Genomic DNA, 21,853 nt, shown 5'->3' with positions numbered 1-21,853 from the left:
CGGCTGCGGGACACGGTGACGTAGGATGGGGGCCTATGACTGATGAATCCATGCATGCTCCGGTAGCCCCCGTTCGTCCGATTTCGCGCCAATTCCACGGCCGCACTTTCGTCGATGACTACGAGTGGCTGCGGGATAAGAAGTCGCAGGACACGCTGGACTACCTTAACGCGGAAAACGACTACACCAAGGCGCAGACCGCGCACCTGGAGACGCTGACCGAGAATATCTACCAGGAGATTAAGTCGCGCATCAAGGAAACGGACATGTCCGTTCCCGTGCGCCAGGGCGACTACTGGTACTACGGGCGCTCCCAGGAGGGCAAGAGCTACGGCCTGTCCTGCCGCCTGCCGGTCGAGGAGGGCGCGGACCCGTGGTTCCCGCCCGTCATCCCGGAGGAAGGTCGCCCGGCAGGCGAAGAGGTGCTGCTCGACCTGAACGAGCTGGCCGAGGGCAACGAGTTCTTCTCCCTCGGGGCCTCTTCCATCACGACCTCGGGGCGTTACCTGGCGTATTCCGTGGATGTCAGCGGTGACGAGCGCTTCGAGCTGCGCATCAAGGATCTGGCTACGGGCGAGTTGCTGGACGATCACCTGACGGGCCTGTTCTACGGCGCGACCTGGGTCGGCGAGGACTACATCTTTTACCAGACCGTCGACGAGGCCTGGCGCGCGGACAGCGTGTGGCGCCACAAGGTAGGCACACCGCAGGAAGACGATGTGCGTATCTTCTACGAGGAAGACGCGCACTTCAGCGTAGGAGTGGGCGGCACCCGCAGCGACAAGTACCTGTTCTTGGTCTCCAGTTCGAAGATCACCTCGGAGTTCTGGGTGCTGGAGCAGGACCAGCCGGAAGGCGAATTCCAGCTGCTCTGGGAGCGCGAATCCGGGGTCGAATACGAGGTGGACCACGCTGTCATCGACGGCGAGGACCGCTGGATCGTCACCCACAACGCTGCCGGCGCCAACTTCGAGGTCACCGTCTGCCCGGCGCTGACGAAGGACACCGGCCTGCCCGCCCTGCGGGATACCCAGGTGCTGGTCCCGCACCGCGAGGACGTGCGCATCGAGGGCGTGGATACCTACCAGCACCAGCTGGTGCTGGTCTACCGCAGCGGCGGCATCGGGCGCATCGCCATCATGCCGCTGACCGAGGGCGAGGGGCTCGGCGAGTTCACCCAGGTCGACTTCGACGAGGAGATCTATACCGCCGGCACCACCGGCAACCCGGAGTGGGACACCCCGGTCATCCGCATGGTCTACGGCTCGTTCACGCAGCCTGCCCAGGTCCTGCAATACGACGTCGCCACCGGCGAGCGCACCCTGCTGAAGCAGCAGGAGGTCCAGGGCGGCTACGAGCCCGGCGACTACACCGCCTACCGCCTGTGGGCCACCGCCCAGGACGGCACGGAGATCCCCGTCTCCGTGGTGCACCGCGCGGACCTGGACACCTCCGCGCCGCAGCCGATGCTGCTCTACGGCTACGGTTCCTACGAGACTAGCGTCGACCCCGGGTTCTCCGTCACCCGCCTGTCGCTGCTGGACCGCGGCATGATCTTCGCCGTCGCCCACGTCCGCGGCGGCGGGGAGATGGGCCGCGGCTGGTACGACCACGGCAAGCTCATGGAGAAGAAGAACACCTTCACCGACTTCATCGACGTGGCCGACGACCTCATCGCCCGTGGCCTGACCAGCCCGGACCGGCTGACGGCGGAAGGTGGCTCCGCGGGCGGCATGCTGATGGGTGCCGTGGCGAATATGGTCCCGGACCGTTTCACCGCCATCCAGGCCGCCGTGCCTTTCGTCGATCCGCTGACCTCCATGCTCATGCCGGAGCTCCCGCTCACGGTGGTGGAGTGGGACGAGTGGGGCGACCCGTACCACGACCCGGCCTTCTACGACTACATGGCCAGCTACGCGCCGTACGAGAACGTCACGGCGCAGGATTACCCGAATATCCTGGCCACAACCTCGCTGAACGACACCCGCGTGCTCTACGTGGAGCCCGCCAAGTGGATCGCCAAGCTGCGCACCGTTGCCAGCGGCGGCCAGTTCCTGCTGAAGACGGAGATGGTCGCCGGCCACGGCGGCGTGTCCGGCCGCTACGACAAGTGGCGCCAGAACGCCTTCGAATACGCCTGGATCATCAACCAGGCCACGGGGTGTACCGAGTAGCGTTCTCGACGCGCGGAACCTAGAAGGCTGTGCGATAATACTTCTTATGCATGGCCACCTCCTGGTTTCGATTTCCAGTATCTTCGACGACACCCGGAAACAGGCCTCGAATCTCCTCCGCATCCTGGATGCCGAGGGGATTCCTGTGTCTCTTCTGATTGCCCCGCATATTGACGGCAATTGGCACTTGGCGAAGGACTCCAAGACGAAGGGCTGGGTCAAAGAGCAAGCAGACTCCGGCCGGGTACTGATTCTCAACGGCTTCGACCAAGCCGTCCAGGGCCGTCGCGCGGAATTCGCCAACCTCGATGAGCACGAGGCGAAGCTGCGGCTGGCCGGTGCGACCCGGCAGATGGGCAAGATCGGTTTTACCCCCACCATCTTCGCCCCGCCGCGCTGGCGCATGTCGGAGGGGACCCTCAAGGTGCTGCCGGCCTTCGGCTTCGACGTGGCCGTGTCCACCCGCGGCATCCACGAGCTCGAGTCCGGCAAGTTCTACCAGTCGCGCAACCTCTCCTACGGCGAGGGCTTCGGCGCGGCCAAGTGGTGGCGCCGCAACATCATCCGCGCGGCGGAACGCTCCGCCCAGCGCGGCAACACCGTCCGACTGTCGGTCTCCGGCCGTAACCTCGACGACCGGAAGGTGGTCAAGGACTTCGTCAAAGCCGTGCACAAGGCCGCAGCGGCCGGCGCGCAGCCGGCCGACTACAGCATCTACCTGCCGAACTAGGGTAGCAGGCGTTCGATGACGCGGCGGATATCCGCCGGCAACATCGGCAGCACGCCGCGCAGGCCACCTGCCAGGGCGGCACCGATGCCCAGGACCGCGGCCAGGCCAGCAATCACTGCCACGACAGCGCCGCCCACCGAGGAGCCACTCGAGCCGGCGTCCCCCGACCCCTCCGGCTTGCCCTGGTCGTCGTCCTCGTTGTTGTCGTCCCCGCCGTTGCCGTTCTCGTCATCGCCGGCAGCGTCATCCCCGCCGAGGGAGAAGCCGACCTTGACCGGGTCGTGGTCGGAGGAGCGGAACGGGGAGTCGTCGTAGAAGTCGACCGCGTTGTAGTTGCGGCGCGAGTACTCGAAGGCGACGGACTCGTCCGCGTTGATGTTCCAGACCTGCGCGTCGGTGACGTTCTCGCTGGCCACCTCGTTGGCCAGGACGTGGTCCAGGGAGCCGAGCAGGCCGCTGAACTGGTAGGAGGCGTCGGCATCAAAGGTCTCCGCCGGCACGGTGTAGCCGTGGTTGCGGAAGATGTCCAGGGCCTCCTCGCGGGTGTAGGTATTCAGATCCCCCATGACGAAGGTGGCCTTGTCCTGCCAGTCCGGCTGCTTGGCCAGATGGTCGAGGACCGCCTGGGCCTGCGCGTTGCGCACATTGGGGTTGTTGCCCTGGCCGTCCCCGCGGTCCGCGTCATCCTTGACCACGGAACCCTTGGACTTGAAATGGTTGGCCACGGCCACGAAGGTCTCGGCGTCCTCGCCGGCATCTGCCGGGGCGAACTCCTGGGCCAGCGGCTCACGGGCGGTGCCGGTGAAGCGGGCGTCGCTGAAGATGCGGGACTCGCCCACCGGGCGCACGCGGTCCGGGTCGTAGATGAACGCGGTGCGGATGACGTCGACGTCCTCCGGCACGCCCTGAGACGGGGAGGCGACGGCCTTCCAGTTTCCGCCCGCGGCGTTGAGCTCCTCGACCAGGTGGTTCAGTGCCTCGTCGCGGCGGGAGAGGTCCCCGGTCACGCCGAAGGTGTCCTCGATTTCGGACAGCGCGATGACGTCGGCGTCCAAGCCGTTGATGGCCGCGACGATCTTGGCCTGCTGGTCTTCGAAGGCGGCCTGGGTATAGGCGCCGCGGGTGGTCCCGCGGTTGACGGTGACTGGGTTGCCGTCCTTGTCGTCGTAGGAGCTGCCGCCGAACTCCTCGCCCAGCGAGGTGAAGTAGTTCAGGACGTTGAAGGCGCCGATGGTGTAGTCGCCTTCGACGTCGAGGGCGTCCAGCTCCGCGGCGCGGGAGTCCTCCCAGCTAATCGGCAGATCTGCGCCGGCGGTCTCCCCGGTGACCGGGGAGGTGGGCTGGAAGCGCCACTGCTCGTGGGAGTAGTGCACGACGACCGGTTGCTGGAACTCCACCTGGTCGGTGGTGCGCAGGCTCTTGATGGTCTGGCCGCCGTCCTGGGAGATATACGGCAGCGGGGTCTCCTTATCGGTCTTCAGGTAATCCCGGGTCCGGCCGTCGTCCAGGGTGACCAGGCGCTCGGCGTTGTCCTTTTCCAGCTGCTTGAGCGGGGAGTTCGGATCCGTCGAGGGGGCATGGACATCGGAGGGCTGGCGCAGGGCTTCTTGGCCCGCGGCCAGGCCGACCTCGCCGTATGTGTTGAGTGCGTAGTTGTTGGTCACGGTGTGGGTGCCGGGCAGCACCAGCATGGACTCGTAGGCCTCCCGGGCCTCGTCGCCGGCGGGCAGCTCGTCGATCTCGATGGGCTCGACCTGCTCGAGCGGCTCCTCCAGTTCGGTGAAGGTCTTAGCCGAGACCTGGGTGTTGCCGTAGTACTCGGAGACCTTGCCGGTCACCTGCACGGACTGGCCGATTTCCGGGTACGCGCCGTCATTGCCGGCGTAGATGAAAAGGCCGTGGCTGGCCTCGCCGGCCGCGGATTCGCCGCCGGTCTGGATGGTGTAGCCGTTCAGGCCGCCTTCTTCCCACACGGCGGTGACGACTCCCTCGGTGGTCACGGTCTGGTCGACCAGCGGGGAGGCCGGGCCCGTGCCCTGGATATCGGCGATGGCCACGGCCTCGCCCGCGGCGGGCGGATCCTGCGGCTCCGGATCGGTGCCCGGTTCCGGGGCCACGCCTCCGCCGGTGCCGGCCGGGCTGGGCGCGCCGGCCGTAAAATCGGCGGAGTTGTCATCGGTGTCGGTGCCGTTCTCGTCGCGCTGGACCGAGTTCCGGTTGTTCGGCGCCTGGGCCGGGGAGCCCTCGGACAGGCTGGCCTCGCCGAAGCCGACCAAGTCGACCACCTCGCCCGCGCCGTCGCTGAGCTGGACCGAACCCTTGGTGGCGGACATGGCCAGGCTGCCGGTGGCATCGGCAGCCGGCAGGGCGGTGTTGCCGCCGTTGCCCTGAGCCTGCTGGATGAGGTAATGCGCCCCGGCCGGGATCGTCCCGTTCAGCTGGGTAGTGCCGCCGGAGCCGCCCTTGGCGGAGAAGTACTCGACGTTCCAACCATCCAGGCTGATGTCACCATCCGTCGGGTTGTAGAGCTCGATGAAGTCGTGGGTGTACTCCGCGCCGGAGTTGCCACCGCCGCCGTAGACCTCGGAGATGACGACGTTGTCCCCGGACGGGGCGGCCGAGGCAGTGGGGACGGCGAGACCGGCGGCGACGGTAGAGGTCACGGCCGCGAGTACGAGCGCGCCGCGGCGGCGGGCCACCCGCCGCGAGGACTGGGGAGAAGACATAGGGAACGAACCACCTTAGTTGGGGAAGAAGACAGACAAATTCATGCGTTCCGAGCGCATTACCCTCAGTTGTAGAACACGGAGCGGACACGCGCGGGAGCAAGCGCTGCCGCGTGTTCGAAGCCCGCAGGGGGTTTGCCTAGGTGTGGCCTAGAATTTGGTTTCCGTCTTTGCGGGGGATACCCGGTGTTTACTTTCCGGCCCCGATTGGGGGAGCGGGCGTTGGTGTGGGGGTGACCGCTGGGATGGGTAGGTTTTGCGGCCCTAGGCAGGCTAAACTAGTGCGCGCAGACCTAGCCGTGAGCACAGTAAGGAAATTTAATGGCTCGTGTAGTTGTCAATGTCATGCCGAAGGCCGAGATTCTGGATCCGCAGGGGCAAGCTGTTGTCCGCGCGCTGGGTCGAATCGGGGTTGAAGGGGTCAGCGATGTCCGCCAGGGCAAGCGCTTCGAGCTGGAGGTCGCGGACTCCGTGACGGCCGAGGAGCTGGAGAAGGTCGCGGCCACCCTGCTGGCCAACACCGTCATCGAGGACTACGAGGTCACCGGGCTGGAGGTCAAGTAGTGTCCGCCAAGATCGGAGTAATTACCTTCCCCGGCACGCTCGACGACGTCGACGCGGATCGTGCTGCGCGCCGGGCCGGCGCCGAGGTGGAAAACCTCTGGCACGCCGACGCCGACCTGCGCGGCGTGGACGCGGTCGTGGTCCCCGGTGGCTTTTCCTACGGCGACTACCTGCGCTCCGGGGCGATTTCCGCCCTCGCGCCCGTCATGCGCTCGGTCATCGACGCTGCCCACAAGGGCATGCCGGTGCTGGGCATTTGCAACGGCTTCCAGATCCTGACCGAAGCCGGCCTGCTGCCCGGGGCGTTGACCCGCAACCAGGGGCTGCACTTCCACTGCACGGATACCTACCTGGAGGTCGCGAACGCGCAGACCGCCTGGACCACCGAATTTGAGGCTGGCCAGCGGATCCTCATCCCGGCCAAGCACGGCGAGGGCCGTTTCCAGGCCGCCGCGGAGACCGTCGAGGAGCTGGAGAAGGAAGGCCGCGTGGTCTTCCGCTACACGGACAACTACAACGGGTCCGTCAACGCGATCGCCGGTATTACCAACGAGACCGGCCGGGTCGTGGGGCTTATGCCGCACCCCGAGCACGCCATCGATCCGCTTACCGGGCCGTCCACTGACGGCCTGGGCCTTTTTGTATCCGCTATCAACGCCGTGACGGCCGCAGTTTAGGAGGCGCACATGACCGTACACAATGACACCGTCTCCCAGGCCCAGCAGGACCCGGACCTGGAACAGCCCTTCCGCGAGCTGGGGCTCAAGGACGACGAATACCAGCGCATCAAGGACATCCTGGGGCGTAGGCCGACCGATGCCGAACTGACCATGTACTCCGTGATGTGGTCGGAGCACTGCTCATATAAGTCCTCGAAGACGCACCTGCGCTACTTCGGCCAGACCATGACCGAAGAGATGGGGGAGAAGATCCTCGCCGGCATCGGTGAGAACGCCGGCGTGGTCGACATCGGCGACGGCAACGCGGTGACCTTCCGCGTGGAGTCCCACAACCACCCGTCGTACGTTGAGCCCTACCAGGGCGCGGCCACCGGCGTGGGCGGCATCGTCCGCGACATCATGGCGATGGGCGCACGCCCCATCGCGGTGATGGACCAGCTGCGCTTCGGCTCGGCCGATGCCCCAGATACCAAACGCGTCCTGCCGGGCGTCGTCGAAGGGATCGGCGGCTACGGCAACTGCCTGGGTCTTCCCAATATTGGGGGCGAGACCGTCTTTGACGAGTCCTACGTAGGTAACCCGCTGGTCAACGCCCTGTGCGTGGGCACGCTAAAGGTCGAGGACCTGAAGCTGGCCTTCGCCTCCGGCACCGGCAACAAGGTCATGCTGTTCGGCTCTCGCACGGGCCTGGACGGCATCGGCGGCGTGTCCGTGCTGGCGTCGGACACCTTCGAGGACGGCGCGGAACGCAAGCTGCCGGCCGTCCAGGTGGGCGACCCCTTCGCGGAGAAGGTCCTCATCGAGTGCTGCCTGGACCTCTACCACGCCGGCGTCGTGGTGGGCATCCAGGACCTGGGCGGCGCCGGCCTGGCCTGCGCGACCAGTGAGCTGGCCGCCTCCGGCGACGGCGGCATGGAGATCAACCTGGACGAGGTCCCGCTGCGCGCCGAGCACATGACCGCCGCTGAGATCCTGGCTTCCGAGTCCCAGGAGCGCATGTGCGCGGTCGTGGCCCCGGAAAACGTCGAGCGCTTCCGCGAGATCTGCGCGCACTGGGACGTCACCTGCGCCGAGATTGGTGAGGTCACCACCGGCAAGCACCTGGTCATCCGCCACCAGGGCGAGGTCGTCGTGGACGCCCCGGCCGGCACCATCGCCGACGAGGCCCCGGTCTACGAGCGCCCCTACGCCCGCCCGGAGTGGCAGGACAAGCTGCAGGACTTCGGCGGCGTGGATCATGCCCCGCTGGGCGATGCCCTCCTCCAGCTGGTGGCCTCCCCGGCGCTGTGCTCCCGTGACTTCATTACCAACCAGTACGACCGCTACGTCCGCGGTAATACGGTGCAGTCGCACCACGCGGATGCCGGTGTGCTGCGCATCGACGAGGAGACCGGCCGCGGCGTCGCCGTCTCCGCGGACGCCTCCGGCCGCTACACCAAGCTGGACCCGAACATGGGCGCTCGCCTGGCCCTGGCCGAGGCCTACCGCAACGTCGCCGTCACCGGCGCCCGCCCGGTGGCCGTCACCAACTGCCTGAACTTCGGTTCCCCGGAAAACCCGGATGTGATGTGGCAGTTCCGGGAGGCCGTCCACGGCCTGGCCGACGGCGCGGTCGAGCTGGGTATCCCGGTCTCCGGCGGCAACGTCTCCTTCTACAACCAGACCGGTGAGGAACCCATCCTGCCGACCCCGGTCGTCGGTGTGCTGGGCGTTATCGACGACGTCGCCGCCTCCATCGGCCACAACCTGGGCACCGCTGAGGACGAAGTCCTCATCCTCCTGGGCTCCACCCAGGACGAGTTTGGCGGCTCCATCTGGCAGCAGGTATCCGGCAAGGGCCTGTCCGGCCTGCCGCCGCAGGTCGACCTGGCCAACGAGGCCAAGCTGGCCGAGTTCTTCCACGGCAACTCCGATATCACCGCGGCCCACGACGTCTCCGAGGGCGGCCTGGCCGTCACCGCGTTCGAGATGGCCAAGCGCAACCGCGTCGGCGTCGAGCTCGATTTGGCCGCCGTGCACGACGACGAGTTCGTCGCCGCGTTCTCCGAGTCCGCCTCCCGCGCCCTGGTCGCCACGACCAAGGACAAGGCGGAAGCGGTCCTCCAGCGCGCCCAGGAGCTGGGCATCCCAGCTACCCAGGTTGGCAAGACCACCGCGGTGGACAGCCTCATCCTGGGACAAACCGCCGTCCCGCTGACCCAGCTGGTCGACGCCTGGTCCGCCACCCTGCCCGACCTCTTCGGACACGCCGTGGGGGCGAACTCCGTGGTGGAATAGGGGAGATAGAAAATGCCTCGCACCGTGGTACGCGGTGTGAGGCATTTTTCGTGGGGCCATTCGACCGTATGCGGGGTGTAGAAAGGGTGCTTAAGACGCTTTAGCGTTGCGTGGCTAACCCCGCCCGGGGCGGCCGGTTTAGCCGCCGATGGTCGGCTGGATGGTTTGTGCCCAGCTGACCTTGAGCTGGTGGGAGAACAGCGGGAAGGAGTGGGAGCCGGTGTTGGTGTAGTAGCGGTTGACGTCGACGCCGGCTGCGCGGGCGGTGCGGGTGTAGATGTTCGTGCACTCGTTGGCAACCTTCTCGGTTGCGGACGGGCCCAGGTGTTGGGCGGGGCCGTAGTTGCCGTCGATGGGGCCGGGGGTGCCGGAGGCGGAAGCAACGAAGACCTTGACGTCGCGCAGTCGGTGCGGCTGGGCGTTGGGATCGTGGTCGGCCCAGGCCGGGGAGCCGGGCAGGCCCCAGGCATTGACGGAAGAGCCGCCGCCGGCGGCCATCATGATGCTGGAGACCGGCCATCCCAGGGCGCCGGAGCGGACCGGGCAACCGGAGTAGGAGGCGGCGGCGCGGAAGCGCTGCGGGGCGTGGCCGGCGATGTCGAGGGCGGCGGCGCCGGTGGAAGACAGGCCGGCGATAGCGTCGCGGCCGTTGCCGTGGAATTCGGCGTCGATGAGCGGCGGAAGCTCGTGGGTCATGTAGGTGTTCCACTTGTTAACGCCCAGGATGGGGTCCGCGGTATTCCAGTCGGTGTAGAGGGAATAAGCGCCGCCGATGGGCATGACCACATTGACGTTCTTGCCGGCGAACCACGGGCCGATGTCGGTGTGGCTCATCCAGTTCATGCCCTGCTCGCCACCCTGGATGCCGGGCAGCAGGTAGAAAGAACCGCGCGGCTGGTCGCCGCCGGGCAGCAGCACGTTATTGGTGATAACGGCGCGGTTGGCCGGGGACCACACGTCCACCTTCCAGAAGTTGCCGTTGACGTGGCGCTTGTTCACGATCTTCGGCTGGTTGCCTAACCAGGGCTGCTTGCTCTGGTTGCCGGGCAGCTGGAAGGAGCCGTCGATGAGGCTCGACTGGGCCTGGGCGGACGGGGTGGCAGGGCTGGCGAGGCCGAACCCCAAGGCGGCGACCGCGGCGAAGGCGGCGGCTAGCGCGCGGGGGCGGCGGATAGAGACAGATTTAAACACCGTTCGACTATAACGCATATAGCAAGGAATTCGAAGGATTTTCGCAGCCTTGGGTTACGCGACCGTAGGTTATACTACGGCTAGCAGCGGCGGTCACTACGTCGGTTGAGTCTTGCGAGGAGGAAAAATGGCGCCGGTACAGGACGGCATAGTCGAACGGACCAGGCTGGTGGCCGACCGTGGCCCGCGCCCGCTTACCCGCGGGTGGGGGCACGTCTTCGCCGCCCTGGCTGCCCTAGTTGCCGCCACCGTGCTCATTACATATTCCTGGATGACGCTGAGCTGGGCGCCGGCTATGGGCGTGACGGTCTACGGGGTGTGCCTGGTCGGGCTATTCGCGGTCTCCGCAACCTACCACCGCTGGCCGTGGGGCAGTTTCCGGGCCGTGCAGTGGTGGCGGCGGGCAGATCACGCCACCATTGCCGTGTTCATCGCGGCGACCTATACGCCGCTGTCCCTTATCGCCTTCGACGGCGCGACAGCGTGGATCCTGCTCGGGGTGGCCTGGGGCGGAGCGGTAGCCGGCGTGATACTTAACCTGGTCTGGGTGGAGCACCCGCGCTGGCTATCCGTGGCCGTGTACCTGGTGCTCGGCTGGCTGATAGTCCCGCTCATCCCGACCCTGTGGCGGCAGGAAGGCCCCGCGGTGGTCTGGTTGCTGTTTGCCGGCGGCCTAGTCTATTCCTTAGGCGCGGTGGTCTACGGATTCAAGTGGCCGGGGCGTAACGCCCGCATCTACGGCTACCACGAGCATTTCCACACCGCGACAATCGCGGCCGCCGCGGTCCACCTAGTCGCCGTGTGGATGGTAGTCGTCGGTGCCGGCTAAAAGCCCGGACGAATTACTCGCCGGGCCTAGGCCATGAGAGAAGGTTGAGCGCATGAAAGCAAAGGAGAAGGCAACTGCCATCATCCGGCCGGCAGGCGCCGACTAGCGCGTTGCCGGTCCGGGCGCTGACTGCCGGGCGCTGACTGCTGGGATGGGGCTTAGTCGATGTGCTGGTTGTTGGGCGCGACGATGAGCGGCTTGGGGGAGTACTTGCCGCGTAGCTCCCGCAGGATGTTGGCGTGCTCGGCCAGGCGCTTGTCCTCGTCGGTGACCGGGGTGAACTGGCGGGCGGCCTGCGGCTGGAAGTCGCGGTCGATGGCCATGTAAGCCACGGTGGCGTGGATGGCGGTCTCCAGGTTGTTGCGGCCGCCGCGCGGGTTGCCGGCGCGCACGTGGATGGACATCTGCATCGAGCGGTTGTCGGTGCGCATCATGCGGGCGTCGACCTCGATGAGGTCGCCGATCGCAATCGGGCGGTAGAAGCGGATGCCGCCGGCGTAGACGGCCACGGTGTGCTCACCGGACCATTCCATGGTGCAGGCGGTGCCGGCCTCGTCGATCCACTCCATGGCGGTGCCGCCGTGGACCTTGCCGCCCCAGTTGACGTCCGTCGGCTTGGCCAGAAAGCGGTTTACAAGCCGCGGGGCGTAGGACGGGCCCTCGTAGGTCTGCTGTTCCATCTCCTCTTCGATGGCCTTGCGCAGCTCAATACGGGACTGGGCGGCCTCGGCGACGCGGCGCTGCTCATCGTTTTCCGGGGTGAACGTGGGCACCGGGGTCGACTTGTTGGTTTCGGCGTCCTTGGCCACGAAGATGACCAGGCAGTCGCAGGCGCGGGTGAAGATGCCGTCGCGCGGGTCCGCGGAGAGCACCTCGTTGACGATGTGCATGGACGACCGGCCGGTCATCGCAATGCGGGAGCGGACCTCCACGATGTGGCCCGAGGGGATAGGGCGGGTGAAGTGAATGTGGCCTACGTAAGCGGTCACGCAGTACTGGCCGGACCACTGGACCGCGCACGCGTAGGCGGCCTTGTCGATCCATTCCAGAACGCGGCCGCCGCTGATGCCCTGGGCGCCAGCCATGAGGACATCAGTGGGCGAAGCCATGAAACGAAGGGTGATTTGCGGGGACTTGAGAGCATCCTGCGTCTGCGGAGTAGTGGTCATAATATATAAAGCTACCAGGGCGGGAGGAAGGATTAGGGCACGTGGCGTCGCGGACTGCCGCAAGGGTGCGCGCAGGCAGCGCCGGGGTGGCGGGGACTAGACTGGGCGGCATGGCAAAGAAGGCAGATCCCGCCGCGGCGCGCGCGGCCGTCGTGGCTTTGGCAGAGTGGATCCAGCAAGAAAACCCGGACTCCGCGCAGCGGCCGGCCCGGGCCACGCTGGCGCAGGCGGTGCGCAACACCGCCCGGTTGGTGGAGCAGGACGCGCCGGGGCACTCGGTGGAGCTGCGGGTACCCCCGTTCGTGGCCGTCCAGTGTATTGAGGGGCCGCGCCACACCCGCGGCACCCCACCCAATGTCGTGGAGACGGATCCGCACACGTGGCTGCGCTTGGCCACCGGGCATACCAGCTGGCAAGCCGCCGTCGACGCAGGGCAGGTTGATGCTTCCGGCTCCCGCGCGGCGGAGATCGCGGAGTGGCTGCCCGTCATCCCGCTGGGCCGCTAAGCCGCGCAAGCGGGCACCAAGGCGGCCGGGTATTAGTGCCGGGCTGGCGAAACGACTAAGATAACCGGCGTGGAAGCCGTCAAATCACTTCAGACAACTGGCCTCACTAATCTCGACGATCACGGCGAGACCTCTCCGCGGGAAGAATGCGGCGTCTTCGGCGTCTGGGCCCCGGGAGAAGAGGTTTCCAAGCTTACCTATTTCGGGCTTTTCGCCCTCCAGCACCGCGGCCAGGAGGCCGCCGGCATGGCGGTCGGGGATGATGACCGCCTGGTGGTTTTCAAAGACATGGGGCTAGTGGCCAATATCTTCGACGAGTCCATCCTGAGCTCCCTGCAGGGCAACGTGTCCGTCGGGCACACCCGCTATTCCACCGCCGGCGGCAAGGAATGGTCCAACGTGCAGCCGATGTTCGGCGCGTCCTCTAACGGGGTAGACATCGCGCTCGGTCACAACGGCAACCTGGTCAACTACCTGGAACTGCGCCAGGAAGCCGTGGATCGCGGTCTGATTAAGCCGCACGAGGAGTCGGTCTCCGACTCGATGTGCCTGTCCATGTTGCTGGGCGACGGCGTTAATGACGAAACCTCCGTCTTTGAATCCGCCCGCCAACTGCTGCCCCGCGTTCAGGGTGCTTTCTGCCTGACCTTTACCGACGGCCATACCCTGTACGCCGCGCGCGACGGCCACGGCGTGCGCCCGCTGGCGCTGGGCCGCCTGCCGCAGGGCTTCGTGGTCGCCTCCGAGACCTGCGCGCTTGATATCGTGGGCGCGCAGTTCATCCGGGAGATCGAACCGGGCGAGCTCGTCGCCATTGATGAGACGGGGATTCGCTCCGAGAAATTCGTCGAGCCCACCCGCCACGGCTGCGTCTTCGAATACGTCTACCTGGCCCGCCCCGATACCCAGATCTCCGGGCGCTCGGTCAACGAGACCCGCGTGGATATCGGCCGCCGCCTGGCCCGCCAGTTCCCGGCGGAGGACGCCGACCTGGTCATCCCGGTGCCGGAGTCGGGCAACCCGGCCGCGGTCGGCTACGCCCGCGAATCCGGCATCACCTTCGCCCACGGCCTGGTGAAGAACGCCTACGTGGGCCGCACCTTCATCCAGCCCACGCAGACCCTGCGCCAGCTGGGCATCCGGCTCAAGCTCAACCCGCTCAAGGAGGTCATCGCCGGCAAGAAGCTGGTGGTGGTGGATGACTCCATCGTCCGCGGCAACACCCAGCGCGCCCTCATCCGCATGCTGCGGGAGGCCGGAGCCGCCGAGGTCCACGTGCGGATCGCCTCCCCGCCGGTGAAGTGGCCGTGCTTCTACGGCATCGATTTTGCCTCCCCGGGCGAGCTCATTGCTAACGTCGCGCCGAGCGATGACCCGGAGGTCATCTGCCAGACCATCTGCGAGGCCATCGGCGCCGACAGCCTGGGCTTCGTCAGCGTGGATGAAATGATCGCGGCGACCGAGCAGCCGCGCAGCCAACTGTGCGCCGCCTGCTTCGACGGCCACTACCCGTTGGGCCTACCGGCCGGCAACCCCAATGCGGATGCCGTGCGTACGCTCATGAGCCAGAACTCTTAAAAAAGACCCCCAAGGAATGAAACTTTCGCTATGACCGATACGACTGACAACACTTACGCCGCCGCCGGTGTGGACATCGCCGCCGGCGACCGCGCTGTCCAGCTGTTCGCCCCGCACGCCAAGCGCGCTACCCGCCCGGAGGTCATGGGCGGCCTGGGCGGGTTCGCGGGCCTGTTCAAGCTCGGCGACTACAAGGAACCCATCCTGGCGGCGGGCTCGGACGGCGTGGGCACGAAGCTGGCAGTGGCCCAGGCGATGGACAAGCACGACACCATCGGCATCGACCTGGTGGCCATGTGCGTCGACGACCTGGTGGTCTGCGGCGCCGAGCCGCTGTTTTTGCAGGACTACATCGCCGTCGGCAAGGTCGTTCCGGAAAAGGTCGCGGAGATCGTGGCCGGTATCGCCGAGGGCTGCGTGCAGGCGGGTGCCGCGCTGCTGGGCGGCGAGACCGCCGAGCACCCCGGCGTGATGGAGGTTGATGATTACGACGTCTCCGCCACCGCCGTGGGCGTGGTCGAGGCCGATAGCGTGTTGGGCCCGGACAAGGTCCGCGACGGCGACGTGCTCATCGCCATGGGCTCGTCCGGCCTGCACTCCAACGGCTATTCCCTGGCCCGCCACGTCCTGCTCGAGCAGGCCGGACTGCCGCTGGACGGTTACATGGACGAGCTTGGCCGCACCCTGGGAGAGGAGATGCTCATCCCGACCCGCATCTACGCCCAGGACTGCCTGGCGCTGGCCGCGGAGTGCCACGTGGCAACGTTCTGCCACGTCACCGGCGGCGGCCTGGCCGGCAACCTGGAGCGCGTCATCCCGGAGGGGCTGACCGCGCACGTGGCCCGCTCCACCTGGACCCCGGGCCAGATCTTCCGCACCATCTCCTCGGTAGGCAAGGTCGAGCTGTCCGAGATGGAAAAGACCTTCAACATGGGCGTCGGCATGGTGGCGGTCGTCTCCGCCGAGGACCGCGACCGAGCGCTGGCCATGCTCACCGCCCGCCACCTGGATGCCTGGGAGCTGGGCGAGGTGCGCAAGTCCGCTGAGGGCGAGCCCCGCGTCGTCGTGAGCGGCAACCACCCGAACTTCTAATCGCCCGCCATATACACCAACGCCGCCGGTGACCAAGTGCTGGTCGCCGGCGGCGTAGTGGCGTTTTTAGGGGTTAACCTTTGTCTTCGTCGTCCCAGTCGTCGATGTAGTCGGCGTATGGGTCTTCGTAGCGGTCGTCTTCTTCATCCTCTCGGCCCCATCCATCGCCCGGCTTCTTGGAGGCTAGCTCGCGCTGGAGCGAATCCAAGTCCATCTCCGGAGAATTGTACTTCAACTGGCGTGCAACTTTGGTCTGCTTTGCCTTCGCGCGTCCGCGTCCCATGTGCATGACCCCCTTGAGGTGTGTAGGGCACGATCCAGGGTTTCGGATGGCCCCATCGGCTTGTCATTTGAGTATCTTCCTGTAAGACACAATAGCCTGTACGTCAAAAAAATTCCGCACGACCCCCTAAGGCAGGGCAAATGGCCTAGTGAGAGACTTAAAGGTTTTTCTCACTAGGCCCGTAAACGGGTGGCTCTACTTGCCCCGCAGTTTGTTGATGGCCGCGCGCCCGGCCTTCGGCCCCTCGGAGGTGGGAATGGAATCCGGATCCAGGTTGGCGGCCGCCTGGCCGATGGTCAGCTGCCCGGCATCCAGGGCGGAGCGCTTGACCAAGCCTAAGGCGATGGGGCCGAAGTCGCAGTCGTCGACGAGGGAGCCCATCCGCCCGACGCGGCGCCCGCCGAAGTTGATGTCGGATCCCGGTTCGGGCAGCTGCGGGGCCGAGCCGTCCAAGTGCAGCAGCACTAGCAGGCGGGGAGAGCGGCCGAGGTTTTCCACGCGCGCCACGGTCTCCTGCCCGCGGTAGCAGCCCTTGTTCAGGTGCACGGCGCCGGCGTGCTCGCCGCGGCCGATCCACTGCGGGACCTCGTGCGGGATGGACTTGTTGTCCAAGTCCACGGCCAGCTCCGGTTCGCGGGCGCGGATGCGCTCGGCGGTATACGCCATGAGCCCGGCCAGGGTGGCCCCGGCCGCTTCCAGCTCCCCGACGGCGCTGGCCAGCTCCGCGCGGGGCACGACGATGTCGCGGCGGCGGATCCCCGGCCAGTCGACGTCCCGGCTAAAGACGGTGGATGCGGGGGCTGCGACCTCGCCGTCGCCCAGGACCGTCAGCAGCGCGTAGTCGGGTTCGGCGATTTCTACCTGGGACCAGAAGACCATCTTGGTTAGGAAATCGCGTAGGCTGTCTGCTTGGCCCGCGGGCAGATCGAGGAAGAATCCCTCGGCCGTGCGGGTGATATCCGCCTGGTGCAGGATGTGGCCCTGGATGTCCAGGTCGAGGGCCGTCGCGCTGTAGCCCACGGGGACATCGTCCAGCTTCTGCGACAGAAGGTTGTTGAGGAACTCCGCGGAGTCCTGGCCGCTGACCTGAACGAAACGGCGGTGGCTGCGGTCTACGGCGATGGGGCCGGACTGGGTGGCGCGCTGTTCGCCCAGCGGGTTTCCGTAATGCCACGCGACCCCGGCGGCATCAAGCGGTGTTTCTGACTGGAATTCGGCAGCGCCAGGGCGCTGAAGAAGAACAGAAGAATAACTCACACTTGCCATCGTAACGCGCCATTCGCCTGCTTGGCTAGGTCCAACGGGGCATAATTATGGGCATGCTACAACCTGCGCCCGTAATCTACGTGGTCGAGCCCTTCGGGGGTTCGATCCGCCGCCACAACCCCTCACTGCCGCTGGTCTTTTGGGACGACGCGGCGGTCACGCGGGGCGACGGGGTCTTTGAGTCCCTGCTCATTAGGGGCGGGGAGGCCAAAAACGTCGAGCGGCACGCGCAGCGCTTCGCCCGCTCCGCCCGCGCCCTCGGGCTGCCGGAACCGTGCCTGGACAAGTGGCTGGAGGCCACCGCGCTGGCCGCGAGCGAATTCGACGCGGAGGAGGCCAAGTGCACCTGGACCTATTCGCGGGGGCGGGCCTCGACCGGGGTACCCACGGCGTGGGTGGCGGTCCAGCCCATCGGCGCGGACGTGTTGACCCAGCGGGCGAAGGGGGTGCGCGTGTGGGCCACCCCGCGGCGCTGGCAGGCCGATGACAAGGTGCTGGCCAAGACCCTGAACTACGCCGCGACGCTGGCTACGCTGCGGCAGGCCCGCCACGACGGCTACGACGACGTCATCTATACCCATCCGGACAGCGGGCTGGTGCTGGAGGGGGCGACCTCGACGGTCGTGGCGGTGCGGGGGAAGAAGCTGCGCACGCCCAAGGCCCCGGGGATTCTGCCGGGCACCACGCAGGCGGCGCTGTTCGCGCTGGCCGAGGAGCGCGGTTATAACTGCAAGGCCAAGGAGATGGACCTGGGCTACCTGCAGCGCTCGGACTCGGTTTGGCTGGTCTCCTCGGTGCGCACCGGGGTGCGCGTCCGCTCGCTGAACGGGACCAAGCTGGCGGCCCCGGACAACGAGAAGGAGATCCGCGCGCTTATCGACGCCGCGGTGGCGGCGTAGCGCGAGAAGCTAGCCGGCGACGCGGGAAAGCTCGGCGGACATGTACGGGCGCATCTCGCCGTCGACGAGGCGCTCGTCGACCCAGCCCAGGTTGTTGTTGGGCATCAGCCCGTACATGCGCTTGCCCGGGCCCAGGTTCTTCGGGCCGGTCTCGGTGACCATGGTCGAGGCGGACTCGAGCTGCCAGGCGCGCTCGTTGAAGGGCTCGCCGTAGAAGATTTCGACGATTCCGGTCGAAGACGTGTAGGTCATCTCGATCTCGTCCTTCGGGGAGATCCGCCAGAAGCCGGACTCGCGCACGTCGGCCTCGCCCGGGTTGCCCTCGGAGTCGATCTTCCAGGTCCGGGAGCTAAAGGACAGGTAGTTCTCGCCGTCGTGGGCGATAATCAGGCGCTGGCCGAAGGTGTACTCGTTGCCGTCGGTGCCGTGTGCTTGGCCCTCGCCCTGCCACACGCCCACCAGCGGCAGGAGGGCCAGCAGGCCGTCGTGCAGGGACGGGCCCTGGCGCAGGTTGGCGGTGTCCTCCGAGACGGGGATCTCGGCGAAGTCCGGGGCCGGGATGTTGCGGGCCGAGGCGTCCTTCCAGGCCTCGGCGGCGTGGTTCACGGCGGCGTTGCCGTTGAGCTTGCCATTGGAGCCGGTGTTCGCCGCGGCGGCATCGGCAGCCGTGTCCGGAGTCGGCTCGCCCGCCGGGGTGCTGTTCTCGGGGTTTTCGGAGTGTTCGTTTCGCTCAGTCATGCCCTCGATCCTAGCTAACTGTGCGTCGGCGCGGCGTGGTTGGGCGGGGGAGGAGGCCAGCGAAACCCGGCCCAGGTCGATAGAGTGTGGTGTGTGCGTGTCCTATTAATCCTGAACCCGAACTCCACGAGCCAGAACGCCGGCCTGCTGCGGCAGGTCGTGCCGGCGCTGCGGTCGGTGCCCGGGCTGTCCATGGAGGCCCGCATGACCCAGTACCCGGGGCATGCGGAGCAGATGGTGGCCGGCATGCGGCGCGCAGACTTCGACGCGGTCATCGCCATGGGCGGCGACGGCACCGTCAACGAGATAGTCAACGGCCTACTCGGCACGGTCAAAGACTCCGCAGGCGCTGGGCAGCAACCCCGCCCGGAGGACCTGCCCGTGCTGGCTATCATCCCGACCGGCTCGGCGAATGTCTTCGTGCGCGCGCTGGGCTTTCCCGCCGGCGCCGTGGACGCGACCCACGTGCTGGCCCGGCTGCTTGACCGCCACAGCACCCGCACCATCTGCCTGGGCACCTGGGACGAGCGCTGGTTCGCGGTGAACGCGGGCTTCGGCCTGGACGCCGACGTCTTGGCGCACGTGGACCGCGCCCGCGAGCGCGGCTTTGCGGCCACCCCGCTGCGATACCTGGCAATCGGGGTGCGCGCCTATACCCGCGCGCTGCGCCGGCCGCCGCGCATCAACGTGGTCGCGGAAGGCCGCGACGGGCAGCGCTGGGAGCACGAGAACGTGCCCCTGATGCTGGCCTCGAATACCAACCCGTGGACTTTCCTGGGCCCGCTGCCCATGGTGACCAACCCGCGCAACTCCTTCGACGAGGGCCTGGGCCTGTTCGGCCTGAGCAGCCTGCAGGGCGTGTCCGGCCTGGTGGGCATGTTGCACCTCATCGGCGTGGATCACCGCCGCTGGCTCAACAAGGTCACCAGCGCGCGCACCCTGCAATTCGACGACGCCACCGCGGTGACGCTGAGCTGCCCGACCCCGCACCGCTTCCAGGCGGACGGGGAATCCGAGGGCACGCACACCCGGGTACAGCTCAAGTCGGTGCCGGACGCCCTCGAGGTCTTCGCCCCGCAGGAGGCCGGCGAGCCGCACAAGCGCAGCCTCAAGGAGATCTTGCGGGATCTGATCCGGATTAAGTAGGCGCGGCTAGGCGCCGGAATTCTCGTCGTTGACCTCGCGCCCGTCGGAGTCGTAGTCCCCGGCGATCTCGATGGGGGCGAGCTGCCCGGGCTGCAGGTGGGTGTTGCGGCGCTGGGTCTCGAAGGTGATGCCGCCGCCCTGCAGGCGCACGGCGGTGGCCTGGGCGGGCAGGGGCAGCTGCCGGGTATCCAGCTCCAACTCGAAGGCCTTCGTGGCCTCTTCTTCGCTCGTGCCCGCGGCCAGCTCCAGGATCTCCACCGGGCGCATGTAGAAGCGCTCGCCGACTAGCCGCAGCGTCACGCGCACCCGGGTGGGCTCTTTCGCGCCGGCGACGGTGCCGCTGAGCTCGGCCTCGGAGGCCATGCCGCCGGTAGGCGAGATGTTGTCCGGGTTGGCAATCGACAGGTCAGTGATGTCCAGCAGGCGCCCGAGCGCCACCCCGTCCAAGGTGATGGCGCGCGAGAAGGTGGACACCGGCGCGCCGGCGAAGTTGCCGCTGGTCAGCTGGTCGGCGGCGACGGTGATATCGCGCAGGGTGGTCTGCGCGTTGATCATCCCTAGGTGGGGGACCTCCACGTCGAGGGACTTGACTTCGATCAGCGGGATCTCGTTGGTCACCGCCGCCCCCAGGTAGGGCATGCCCCCGATGAAGACCTCGGGGGAGTTTTCCAGCTTGGATTCTTCCTTGACCCGCTGGGAAATGGAATGCTCCGCGTGCATGGCGAAACCGGAGTCCACCACAAACAGGCTTCCGCTCACCGCGGCGATGCCCAGGAGCCAGGCGAGGGGCTTGCGGGCGCGGGCGGGCACAACAACGTCAGTCACATGCTCCATTGTTGCAAACTATCCTGGAAACCATGACAGCGACTACCACTAAAACCACGCACCTGCCCGACGATGCCGCCACGGCCCGCGCCGTAGCCGCCTTAGCGCGCCAGGCCGCCCAGGCCGACGGGGTAGCGCCGCTCTCCGAGCAGTTCCTGGCCGGGCTCGACGATGCCCGCCTGGGCCACACCCACACCCTGCTGTGGGTCGGCGAGGACCTGGCCGGGGTGGCCGCCGACGACGGGGACAGCGCCGAGCTCTTCGTCGCCCCCGACTACCGCGGTAACGGTGAGGGAAAGGCCCTGCTGGGCGAACTCGGCGATCGGCCGGTCTGGGCGCACGGGAACCTGCCCGCGGCCCAGCACCTGGCCGCCGCCGCGGGCCGCACCATCGAGCGCGAGCTGCTGGTTATGGCGCTCGAGGGGGACCTATTGCGCTCCGCCGCAGCCTTCGACGCCGCCGACGCGCCGGGCCTGGAGGCCATGGACTACCCGGCGGCCGCCCAGCGCTTCGGAGCCGAGGCCGTCGATAGCGCCTGGCTGGCCGTCAACAACGAGGCGTTTAGCTGGCACCCGGAGCAGGGCGGCTGGGACGCCGAGCGCTTGGCGCGCGGCAAGGACAACTCCTGGTACGACCCCGCGGACGTGCTCTTCTTGTGGGACACCCGCGGCGCGGAACCGAGGCTGGCCGGCTTCCACTGGACCAAGTGGCACTCCCCGGTGACCACCGAGGAGGACGAGTCCTTCGGCGAGGTCTACGTCATCGGCCTGGCCAGCTCTTACCAGGGCCAGGGGCTGTCCCGGCCGCTGCTGGCGCTGGGGCTCAAGCGCATGCAGGACAAAGGCGCTGACAAGGTCATTCTCTACGTGGAGGCGGACAACGCCGCGGCCGTGCGCTCCTACGACAAGGCGGGTTTCGAGGTGGCCGAGCGGCACTGCGTCTACGGCGTCTAAAACCTGAGGAAGAACGTTGAGAAAACTCAGTAGGAAACCATGGATCGGTGTGAAAGGTGAGAAGAATCACCTGCGTTGGGGCGATTGTTAACTCAGCGTTAACCGAAAGGGACCTTTCCGGTTAACCAAGACTGGATAGCTTTAAGCGTTGTGAGTATCCAGGCCTTCTAGGCGCGGAGGTACTGCGCCGCGGACTAGTTCACCGCTATAGGCCAGTTCCACCGCGT

19 protein-coding genes are annotated in these 21,853 nt (G+C 67.1%); 12 read left to right on the top strand and 7 right to left on the bottom strand.

The window, feature by feature from the left end; genetic code table 11:
* Nucleotides 1–35 precede the first annotated feature (35 nt).
* Both ACEE23_RS02320 and ACEE23_RS02315 read left to right on the top strand, forming a co-directional pair.
* Nucleotides 36–2,174, top strand: a complete 2,139-nt coding sequence (locus ACEE23_RS02320) for a S9 family peptidase (protein ID WP_448871840.1) — start codon at nt 36–38, stop codon at nt 2,172–2,174.
* Between the two features lie 46 nt (nt 2,175–2,220).
* On the top strand, nt 2,221–2,904 hold the full coding sequence (locus ACEE23_RS02315; protein WP_448871842.1) for a DUF2334 domain-containing protein: 684 nt from the start codon (nt 2,221–2,223) through the stop codon (nt 2,902–2,904).
* Here the strand turns inward: ACEE23_RS02315 and ACEE23_RS02310 are convergent.
* The gene (locus tag ACEE23_RS02310) at nt 2,901–5,630 is read right to left on the bottom strand and encodes an ExeM/NucH family extracellular endonuclease (RefSeq protein ID WP_448871844.1); all 2,730 of its coding nucleotides are present in this window, start codon (nt 5,628–5,630) and stop codon (nt 2,901–2,903) included. The two genes, ACEE23_RS02315 and ACEE23_RS02310, sit on opposite strands and share 4 nt — an antisense overlap.
* A 321-nt stretch (nt 5,631–5,951) precedes the next feature.
* Here ACEE23_RS02310 and purS point away from each other — a divergent pair, with 321 nt between their 5' ends.
* Genes purS through purL form a run of 3 tightly spaced genes read left to right on the top strand, consistent with a single transcriptional unit; the run spans nt 5,952 to nt 9,151 of the window.
* On the top strand, nt 5,952–6,194 hold the full coding sequence (gene purS, locus ACEE23_RS02305; protein ID WP_070768624.1) for a phosphoribosylformylglycinamidine synthase subunit PurS: 243 nt from the start codon (nt 5,952–5,954) through the stop codon (nt 6,192–6,194).
* Nucleotides 6,194–6,871, top strand: a complete 678-nt coding sequence (gene purQ / locus ACEE23_RS02300; protein WP_368519834.1) for a phosphoribosylformylglycinamidine synthase subunit PurQ — start codon at nt 6,194–6,196, stop codon at nt 6,869–6,871. The genes purS and purQ overlap by 1 nt, the downstream gene beginning before the upstream one ends.
* Before the next feature lie 9 nt (nt 6,872–6,880).
* Entirely contained in the window at nt 6,881–9,151 is a 2,271-nt protein-coding gene (gene purL, locus ACEE23_RS02295; RefSeq protein WP_448871846.1) for a phosphoribosylformylglycinamidine synthase subunit PurL, read from the top strand.
* Between the two features lie 138 nt (nt 9,152–9,289).
* Here purL and ACEE23_RS02290 read toward each other — a convergent pair whose 3' ends face one another.
* Nucleotides 9,290–10,342, bottom strand: coding sequence for an alpha/beta hydrolase (locus ACEE23_RS02290; protein WP_448871848.1), 1,053 nt, complete (start codon nt 10,340–10,342; stop codon nt 9,290–9,292).
* 127 nt (nt 10,343–10,469) lie between these two features.
* On the opposite strand from ACEE23_RS02290, the gene trhA reads away from it, so the two are divergent.
* Nucleotides 10,470–11,171: a PAQR family membrane homeostasis protein TrhA gene (gene trhA / locus ACEE23_RS02285; RefSeq protein ID WP_448871850.1), complete on the top strand. Its 702-nt coding sequence runs from the start codon at nt 10,470–10,472 to the stop codon at nt 11,169–11,171.
* Nucleotides 11,172–11,329: 158 nt separating this feature from the next.
* On the opposite strand, the gene ACEE23_RS02280 is transcribed toward trhA, so the two are convergent.
* Nucleotides 11,330–12,280 (bottom strand): acyl-CoA thioesterase, encoded by a 951-nt coding sequence (locus ACEE23_RS02280; protein ID WP_448871852.1) that lies wholly within the window; start codon nt 12,278–12,280, stop codon nt 11,330–11,332.
* Nucleotides 12,281–12,450: 170 nt separating this feature from the next.
* Between ACEE23_RS02280 and ACEE23_RS02275 the strand changes: the two genes are divergently transcribed.
* The 3 genes from ACEE23_RS02275 (at nt 12,451) to purM (ending at nt 15,516) form a co-directional block, all read left to right on the top strand.
* Nucleotides 12,451–12,846 carry a sterol carrier family protein gene (locus ACEE23_RS02275; RefSeq protein WP_448871854.1) on the top strand — a complete coding sequence of 132 codons (396 nt, stop codon included), beginning with the start codon at nt 12,451–12,453 and terminating at the stop codon, nt 12,844–12,846.
* A gap of 69 nt (nt 12,847–12,915) precedes the next feature.
* Nucleotides 12,916–14,424, top strand: coding sequence for an amidophosphoribosyltransferase (gene purF, locus ACEE23_RS02270; RefSeq protein ID WP_448871856.1), 1,509 nt, complete (start codon nt 12,916–12,918; stop codon nt 14,422–14,424).
* Between the two features lie 30 nt (nt 14,425–14,454).
* A complete protein-coding gene (gene purM, locus ACEE23_RS02265) occupies nt 14,455–15,516 on the top strand; it encodes a phosphoribosylformylglycinamidine cyclo-ligase (RefSeq protein WP_448871858.1) in 1,062 nt (353 codons plus the stop codon).
* A gap of 73 nt (nt 15,517–15,589) precedes the next feature.
* Here purM and ACEE23_RS02260 read toward each other — a convergent pair whose 3' ends face one another.
* Both ACEE23_RS02260 and ygfZ read right to left on the bottom strand, forming a co-directional pair.
* Nucleotides 15,590–15,799 carry a DUF3073 domain-containing protein gene (locus ACEE23_RS02260; RefSeq protein WP_210400087.1) on the bottom strand — a complete coding sequence of 70 codons (210 nt, stop codon included), beginning with the start codon at nt 15,797–15,799 and terminating at the stop codon, nt 15,590–15,592.
* A 195-nt stretch (nt 15,800–15,994) separates the two neighbouring features.
* A complete protein-coding gene (ygfZ, locus tag ACEE23_RS02255; protein WP_448871861.1) occupies nt 15,995–17,056 on the bottom strand; it encodes a CAF17-like 4Fe-4S cluster assembly/insertion protein YgfZ in 1,062 nt (353 codons plus the stop codon).
* A gap of 62 nt (nt 17,057–17,118) precedes the next feature.
* Between ygfZ and ACEE23_RS02250 the strand changes: the two genes are divergently transcribed.
* On the top strand, nt 17,119–17,964 hold the full coding sequence (locus ACEE23_RS02250) for an aminodeoxychorismate lyase (RefSeq protein WP_448871863.1): 846 nt from the start codon (nt 17,119–17,121) through the stop codon (nt 17,962–17,964).
* A gap of 9 nt (nt 17,965–17,973) precedes the next feature.
* Here ACEE23_RS02250 and ACEE23_RS02245 read toward each other — a convergent pair whose 3' ends face one another.
* Entirely contained in the window at nt 17,974–18,702 is a 729-nt protein-coding gene (locus ACEE23_RS02245) for an FABP family protein (protein WP_448871865.1), read from the bottom strand.
* Between the two features lie 93 nt (nt 18,703–18,795).
* Here ACEE23_RS02245 and ACEE23_RS02240 point away from each other — a divergent pair, with 93 nt between their 5' ends.
* On the top strand, nt 18,796–19,848 hold the full coding sequence (locus ACEE23_RS02240; RefSeq protein ID WP_448871867.1) for a diacylglycerol/lipid kinase family protein: 1,053 nt from the start codon (nt 18,796–18,798) through the stop codon (nt 19,846–19,848).
* 6 nt (nt 19,849–19,854) lie between these two features.
* Here the strand turns inward: ACEE23_RS02240 and ACEE23_RS02235 are convergent, their stop codons facing one another.
* On the bottom strand, nt 19,855–20,673 hold the full coding sequence (locus ACEE23_RS02235) for an LmeA family phospholipid-binding protein (protein WP_448871869.1): 819 nt from the start codon (nt 20,671–20,673) through the stop codon (nt 19,855–19,857).
* Nucleotides 20,674–20,705: 32 nt separating this feature from the next.
* Between ACEE23_RS02235 and mshD the strand changes: the two genes are divergently transcribed.
* Nucleotides 20,706–21,626, top strand: a complete 921-nt coding sequence (gene mshD / locus ACEE23_RS02230) for a mycothiol synthase (RefSeq protein WP_368519817.1) — start codon at nt 20,706–20,708, stop codon at nt 21,624–21,626.
* Nucleotides 21,627–21,853 lie beyond the last annotated feature (227 nt).

The organism is Corynebacterium sp. 32222D000AT (assembly GCF_053546955.1).
Note: the sequence above shows the minus strand (reverse complement) of the source record. Positions and strands in the feature narration are given on the sequence as shown.